This window comes from Saccharopolyspora sp. 6M (genome assembly GCF_020176775.1).
GTDB lineage: Bacteria > Actinomycetota > Actinomycetes > Mycobacteriales > Pseudonocardiaceae > Saccharopolyspora_C > Saccharopolyspora_C gregorii.
This window is the reverse complement of the sequence record NZ_JAIUJZ010000287.1, coordinates 1-6,980: the sequence shown is the minus strand read 5'-3', so window position 1 is coordinate 6,980 and position 6,980 is coordinate 1. Positions and strand designations below refer to the sequence as shown.

General features: G+C 72.4%; 8 protein-coding genes. All 8 read left to right on the top strand.

What is annotated here, in order from left to right; translation table 11 throughout:
- On the top strand, positions 1–218 hold a 218-nt coding region (locus LCD31_RS27630; protein WP_224962921.1), incomplete at its 5' end, for a hypothetical protein.
- Positions 219–232: 14 nt separating this feature from the next.
- The gene (locus LCD31_RS27625; protein ID WP_224962919.1) at positions 233–661 is read left to right on the top strand and encodes a phage tail protein; all 429 of its coding nucleotides are present in this window, start codon (positions 233–235) and stop codon (positions 659–661) included.
- A gap of 13 nt (positions 662–674) precedes the next feature.
- The gene (locus LCD31_RS27620; RefSeq protein WP_224962917.1) at positions 675–1,394 is read left to right on the top strand and encodes a LysM peptidoglycan-binding domain-containing protein; all 720 of its coding nucleotides are present in this window, start codon (positions 675–677) and stop codon (positions 1,392–1,394) included.
- Positions 1,394–3,214, top strand: coding sequence for a VgrG-related protein (locus tag LCD31_RS27615; protein ID WP_224962915.1), 1,821 nt, complete (start codon positions 1,394–1,396; stop codon positions 3,212–3,214). The genes LCD31_RS27620 and LCD31_RS27615 overlap by 1 nt, the downstream gene beginning before the upstream one ends.
- Positions 3,215–3,240: 26 nt before the next feature.
- Positions 3,241–3,555 (top strand): PAAR domain-containing protein, encoded by a 315-nt coding sequence (locus tag LCD31_RS27610; RefSeq protein WP_224962913.1) that lies wholly within the window; start codon positions 3,241–3,243, stop codon positions 3,553–3,555.
- Entirely contained in the window at positions 3,552–3,974 is a 423-nt protein-coding gene (locus tag LCD31_RS27605; protein ID WP_224962911.1) for a GPW/gp25 family protein, read from the top strand. Before LCD31_RS27610 ends, LCD31_RS27605 begins: the two co-directional genes overlap by 4 nt.
- Positions 3,974–5,938, top strand: coding sequence for a putative baseplate assembly protein (locus LCD31_RS27600; RefSeq protein ID WP_224962909.1), 1,965 nt, complete (start codon positions 3,974–3,976; stop codon positions 5,936–5,938). The genes LCD31_RS27605 and LCD31_RS27600 overlap by 1 nt, the downstream gene beginning before the upstream one ends.
- Positions 5,935–6,504 (top strand): phage tail protein, encoded by a 570-nt coding sequence (locus tag LCD31_RS27595; protein ID WP_224962907.1) that lies wholly within the window; start codon positions 5,935–5,937, stop codon positions 6,502–6,504. The genes LCD31_RS27600 and LCD31_RS27595 overlap by 4 nt, the downstream gene beginning before the upstream one ends.
- The last annotated feature ends 476 nt before the right edge of the window (positions 6,505–6,980 follow it).

Genomic DNA, 6,980 nt, shown 5'->3' with positions numbered 1-6,980 from the left:
CCCCGCAGGTCCCCGGCGTCCCGCCCGGTGTCCCCGTCACCGTCGTGCCCAAGCAGCACCAGGAGAGCGCCGACCCCGAACCCACCACCGGCACCGGCGGCGAGCAGGACATCGACGAACTCGCCCGCCGCCTCATCGAACCCGTCGGACGGCTGCTGCGCACCGAGCTGCGCCACGGCCGCGAACGGTTCGGCCGCACCTACGACCGCAGGCGTTGAAGAGGAGCACACCGATGTCGTCGACGGACATCTTCGCCAGCAGCGTGTTCTTCCGGCTGGCCATCGCGGGCAACGACCTCGGCCGGTTCCACACCTGTTCCGGGCTCGGCGCGCAGGTCGAGGTGGAGCAGTTCGCCGAAGGCGGCAACAACTCGTTCTCCTGGCAGCTGCCCACCCGCATCACCTGGACCAACATCACGCTCACCCGCCCCGTCACCGGGGACACCACGAAGATCGCGAAGTGGCTGTCGGACACGATGCGCAAGGCCGAGCGCAAGAACGGCGAGATCGTGGCGCTGAAGCCGAACCTGACGCCGATCGCCCGCTGGCAGGTCATCGGCATCGTGCCCGTCAGCTGGCAGGGCCCGTCCTTCGACCCGTCGAACTCCCAGGCGGCGATCGAAACGCTGGAGATCGCCCACGAAGGCCTGCAACCGTCCTGAGAGGAGGAACCCGATGGCCGTCACCAGCGCCAAGAACCTCGCCCGCGCCGAAATCCTCATCATGGAACCGCCCGCCAAGGTCGGCGCGAAACCCGGGGCGACGCTCAAGCGCGTCAAGCTCCAGTTCAACCCGAACAAGCTCGCGCTGACCAAGAGCACCGAGTGGCGGCGCAAACCGGCCCGGATGGCCGCCGAATCGGCGCTGCCCGAGTTCGTCGGCAGCGGGCCCCGCTCGCTGCAGCTGGAGGTGTTCCTCGACGCCACCGAGAAGCACGACGACTCGGTGGAGAAGAAGGTCGAAGACCTCATGGTGGCCTGCGTGCCCACCCCGAAGAGCCTCGCCGCCAAGACCCCGGCCAGCCCGTGGGTCCGGTTCGAGTGGGGCACCGCCCGCACCACCTCGTTCGACGGGGTGCTCAACAGCTTCTCGGTGGACTACTCGCTGTTCGACGTCGACGGCAAACCGCTGCGCGCCACCTGCTCGCTGGGCATCGAGGAAGCCAGCGTCGACACCCCCGGGCAGAACCCCACCTCCGGCTCGGACTCCGCGCGCCGCACCCACCGAGTCATCGCCGGGGACAGCCTCCCGCAGATCGCCTGGAACGAGTACGGCGACGCGACGGCGTGGCGGTACGTGGCCGAAGCCAACGGGATCGACGACCCGATGGTCCTGGTGCCGGGCAGCGAACTGCTCGTCCCCGCCCTCGACGAGTCCGAACAGGACGGTGCGTGATGGGAAGTTCCGCAGAGCAGGACGGCAGGTCGTTCGCCGCCGATCCGATCATCAAGTGCCCCGGCAAGCTGCCCCCGCCCTGGCAGGAGCAGCTGGTGTCCTGCGTCGTCGACGAGAACGTCGGCCTGCCCGACGCGGCGACCCTCACCTTCCGGGACCCGAACCACGAACTGCTCACCGCCACCCCCATCACCATCGGCACCGCGCTGACCGTGTCCATGTCCACCGCGGGCGGCGGGACGCCGGAGAAGCTGTTCGCCGGCGAGGTCACCGCGCTGGAACTGGACTCCGACGGCACCGGCTCGTTCACCGTGGTGCGCGCGATGAACAAGGCGCACCGGCTGCTGCGCGGCCGGAAGGTGGTGGCGTACAAGAACATGAAGGCCGACGCCATCGTGAAGAAGGTCGCCACCGCAGCCGGGCTGACGGTCGGGGAGGTGCGGGCCAAACCGATCACCTACACCCAGCTGGCCCAGCCCAACATCTCCGACTGGGACTTCCTGCAGAACCTCGCCCAGGAGCACGGCGTCACGGTCCGCGTCGACGAGACCGGCAAGCTCGACTTCGCCCCGCTCGCCCCCGCCGCCTCGGCGCCCGCGCCCAGCACCTCAGCGGCGAAGAGCCCGTTCGTGCTGGAGTACGGGCGGAACCTGATGGCGCTGCGCGCCGTGCTCACCTCCACCGACCAGGTCGGCAAGGTCGAAGTCCGCGGCTGGGACGTGCAGGCGAAGAAACCCGTCGTCGCCGAGCAGACCGTCGCCCGGAGCGGGACCACCGTTCCCGGCATGACCCCGGCCGAGGCGATCAAGGACTTCGGGAAGAAGAGCAGCACCACCGTCACCGACACGGCCTACGGCACCCGAGCCGAAGCCGACGCGCTGGCGGAGTCGCTGTCGGCCGCCACCAGCGCCGGGCTCGGCGAGGTCGAAGCGGTCGTCGAGGGCGATCCGAAGCTGCGCGCGGGCGTGCCGGTCGCGCTCGGCAACGCGGGCGACAAGTTCTCCGGCAAGTACACCGCCACCGCGGTGCACCACGTCATCGAACCGGGCCTCGGCTACCGCACCACCGTGCAGGTCAGCACCAGCCCGGACCGGTCGCTGGCCGGGCTCACCACCGGCGCCAACGCGCCCGACCGGGGGCCGCGCATCCCGGGCGTGGTCAACGCGATCGTCACCGACGTCAGCGAACCCGCCGGCGGCGGCCGCGGCTGGGTGAAGCTCACCTTCCCGTGGCTCGACGCCAAGTACGTCTCCGACTGGGCGCGCAGCGTGCAGCTCGGCGGGCAGGGCGGCGGCGTCATCAGCCCGAGCGTGAACGACGAAGTCCTCGTCGCCTTCGAACAGGGCTGCCTGGACAAGCCGTACGTGCTCGGCGGGCTCTACAACGGCAAGGACAAGCCGTCCGAGCACGACATCCCGCTGATCGAACGCGGCAAGGTCGCCCGGCGCTCGCTGGTCTCCCGCGACGGGCACCGGCTCGAACTGATCGACAGCAAGAAGGGGCCGCCGGGCGTGCGGATCGCCAGCGGTGACGACCGGCTGGAGATCCGGCTCGACGAGAAGGCCAGGACCATCGAGATCGCGGTGAAGCGGCCCGGCGGCCGCGGCTCGCTCAGCTCGATCACGTTGGACGACGGGGGGATCACCCTCGACGCGGGCACGGGCGAGGTCAAGGTCAAGGGCCGCAACATCAACCTCGACGCCACCGCCGACGCCCGGATCAGCGCCCTGCAGAACGCCTCGCTGAAGGGCTCCCTGTCCGCCGACATCGACGGCGGCGGCACCGCCGCCCTGCACGCCATGCTCGTCCGGATCAACTGACCCACCCACAGCGGGAGGAGACCCCGATGCCACCAGCCGCCCGGATCGGCGACGCCACCAACCACGGGGGCGTGGTCGGTGCTCCGCCGGGACCCGCCGCCGCCAGGGTCGCGACCGTGCTCATCGGCGGGAAACCGGCCGCGGTCACCGGCAGCATCGTCGCCTGCCCCAAGGGACCGGACGCGCTGCTCGGGCCCGCGAACGTCCTGGTGCCCAGCCCGCCGCGCGGCGGCGTCGTGCTGATCAGCGGGTTGCCCGCCGCGAAGATGAACGACAAGAGCAGCTGCGGCTCCCAGGTCCAGATCGGCGCGTTCAACGTCCTGATCGGGGGCCCGATGTGAGCGAGCGGTTCATCGGCCGCGGCTGGGGGTTCCCGCTGCGCGTCACCCCCACCGGTGGCATCGGGCTCGTCGGGCGCGAGCAGGAGATCGAGGAGGCCATCCGGCTCGTCCTGGGCACCGCACCCGGCGAACGCCCCATGCGGCCCGAGTTCGGCTGCGGCGTGCACGACTACGTCTTCTCCCCCACCGACGGCGCGACCGCCGGGCGCATCGCCCACGAGGTGCGGTCCGCGCTGCAGCGCTGGGAACCGCGCATCGAGGTCGAGGACGTCGTCGTCGCCCTGGACCCCGACGAGGAAGGCGTGCTCTACATCGACGTGCACTACGTGCTGCGGTCCACCAACGACCGCCGCAACCTCGTGTTCCCCTTCTACACCATCCCCGACGGCGGCGGCTCCGAGGCGGGAGGAGCGGCCTGATGGCGATCCCCACGCCCAACCTCGACGACCGGCGCTTCCAGCAGCTCGTCGACGAGGCGAAGCGCTACGTGCAGCAGCGCGCCCCCGAGTGGACCGACCACAACGTCTCCGACCCGGGCGTCACGCTCATCGAGACCTTCGCGCACATGGTCGACCAGCTCGTCTACCGGCTCAACCGGGTGCCGGAGAAGAACTACCTCGCGTTCCTGGACCTGATGGGCGTGCGCCTGTTCCCGCCCACCGCCGCCCGCGGCGACGTGACCTTCTGGCTCTCCACCGCACAACCCGACACCGTGCTGCTGCCGCGCGGCACCGAGGTCGCCACCGCCCACTCCGAAGCCGACCGGGAAGTCGTGTTCGCCACCGAGCACGAGCTGCCGATCGTGCCCTGCGAGCTGCGCACCCTCGTCACGATCTCCGCCACCGGCACCATCGAGGACCGCACCGCCGACCTCGCCGCCGCCGAGGACGTGCCCTGCTTCCAGACCGAACCCGCCGTCGGCGACGCCATGCTGTTCGGGCTCAGCGGCGCCGTGCCGCGTTGCGTCATCGCCGTCGAGCTCGACAGCCGGGTCGAAGGCATCGGCGTCGACCCGCGCCAGCCGCCGCTGGTGTGGGAGGCGTGGGACGGCACCCGCTGGGCCGAGTGCGAGGCTTTCGAGGACACCACCGGCGGGCTCAACAAGCCCGGTGAGGTGCTGCTGCAGATCGGGCCCGGGCACACGCCCTCCACCGTCGCCGGGGTGCGCGCCGGGTGGTTGCGCTGCCGCGTCACCGCGCCCGTGCCGGACCAGCCGTTCTACTCCGAATCACCCACCGTCCGCGTCGCCGAGGTCTCCACCGTCGGCGGCACCACCGGCGTCGAGCACGCCGAGGCGCACACCGACGTGCCCCTCGGCGAATCCGCCGGGGTCCCCGGGCAGCGGTTCACCGCGGACGTCGCGCCGGTGCTCACCGACGGCGACCCCGTCGTCGTCCAGGTCTCCACCGAGGACGGCTGGGAGGACTGGACCGTCGTCGACCACTTCGGCCGCTCCGGCCCCACCGACCGGCACGTCACCCTCGACCCCACCACCGGCGAGTTCGGCTTCCCGCCGGCCGTGCGGCTGCCCGACGGATCGCTGCGGCACTACGGCGCCGTCCCGGCGAAGGGCGCCCAGCTGCGCATCCCCCGCTACCGCACCGGAGGCGGCCGGGCCGGCAACGTCGCGCGCGGCGCCATCTCCGTGCTGCGCAGCTCCGAGCCCTACATCTCCGAGGTGGAGAACCGGGAAGCCGCCATCGGCGGCGTCGACGGCGAGACCATCGCCGAGGCGAAGATCCGCGCCCCGCACCAGCTGCAACTGCAGGAACGGGCCGTCACCGCCGCCGACCACGAGCAGATCGCCCGCCAAGCCGCACCCGCCGCCGCCCGCATCCGCTGCCTACCCGCCGCGGCCGAGCAGGACCCCGGCGCGGCGCGGCTGCTCGTCGTGCCCGGCGCCGTCGCCGACACCGGTGATCGCATCCGCTTCGAGCAGCTCATCCCGTCCGAGCAGCTGCTGGCGACCATCGCCTCGCGGCTCGACGAACGCAGGCTGCTGGGGGCGCGGATCGTGGTGGAACCGCCGTTCTACCAGGGCATCACCGTGGTGGCCCGGCTCCGCTCCACCGGCGCCGACACCGGCCGGATCGACCGCGACGCCCTCGACGCGCTGTACGCGCATCTGAACCCGTTGCGCGGCGGCGCCGACGGCACCGGCTGGCCGTTCGGCCGGCCCGTGCAGGTCGGCGAGGTCTTCGCCGTCCTGCAACGCGTCGACGGCGTCGGGCTCGTCGAAGAGGTGCGGTTGTTCCCCGCCGACCCGATCACCGGCAGGCGCGGCACCCCGGCCGACCGCATCGACCTGCCCGCGCACGCCCTCGTGTTCTCCCACCAGCACCAGGTCGTGGTCGTCCCGCACGACGGCGCGGAGCCCAGGTGACGCGGCGGGCGGGGATCCCCGGACTGCGCAGCCGCTACCCGATGGGGGAACAGCTGCCCGGGATGTACGCGGACGACCACCTCGCGCAGCAGTTCACCGCCGGCCTCGACGACGTGCTCGCCCCGATCCTGTCCACTTTGGACAACCTGGCGCACTACTTCGACCCGGCGCTGGCACCGGAGGACTTCGTGGCCTGGCTCGGCACCTGGGTCGCCACCGAGCTCGACCCGGACTGGCCGTTGGAGCTGCGCCGCGCCGTCGTCGCCCGCGCCGTCGAACTGCACCGCTGGAAGGGCACCGCGCGCGGGCTCGCCCACCGGCTCTGGCTGTGCCTCGGCGTGCACTCCCGCATCCTCGACGGGCCCGGCGCCACCTGGTCCACCCGGCCGGGCAACACCCTCGGCGGCGAACCGAACAGCACCGTCCGCGTGCAGGTGTGGCCCGGCCGCGCCGCCGTGGACCACGCCCAGGTCACCGCGCTCGTCGACTCCGTCAGCCCGATCCACCTCACCTGCACCGTCGAGGTCCTGCCCGGACCACCACCGCGCGAACAGGGGCAACGCTGATGCGACCGTGTCCGAACTGCGGCGCCCGCACCGCCGAGACCGACGACTTCTGCGGCAACTGCGGCACCTACCTCGGCTGGGAGCGGTCGCACCCGCCCGCGGGGAGCGGTTCCGGGTCGGCTGGCGGCTCAGAACCGGCAGGCGGTTCCGGATCGGCTAGCGGTTCCGGATCGGCGACACCGTCCGCACCGGCACCGCGGCCAGGTGCTCGCGGGCACGCGCCACCTCCCCCGCGAGCGGCACCCGGGCAACCGCCACCGACCGCACGACCCGGCGGCAGCGGACAAGCGCCACCACCCTCGCAGGCCACGCCCGCGCCACCACCGGCACGGCCCGGCGGTTACCCGCAGCACGCCCCCGGACAGGCGCCGCCCGCGCGGCCCGGACCGGGACAGCCGGGCGGATCCGCACCACCGCCGAGACCACCGGGACCGCCCGCCGGACACCCGGGGCCGCACCCCGGCCCTCCCCCGCAA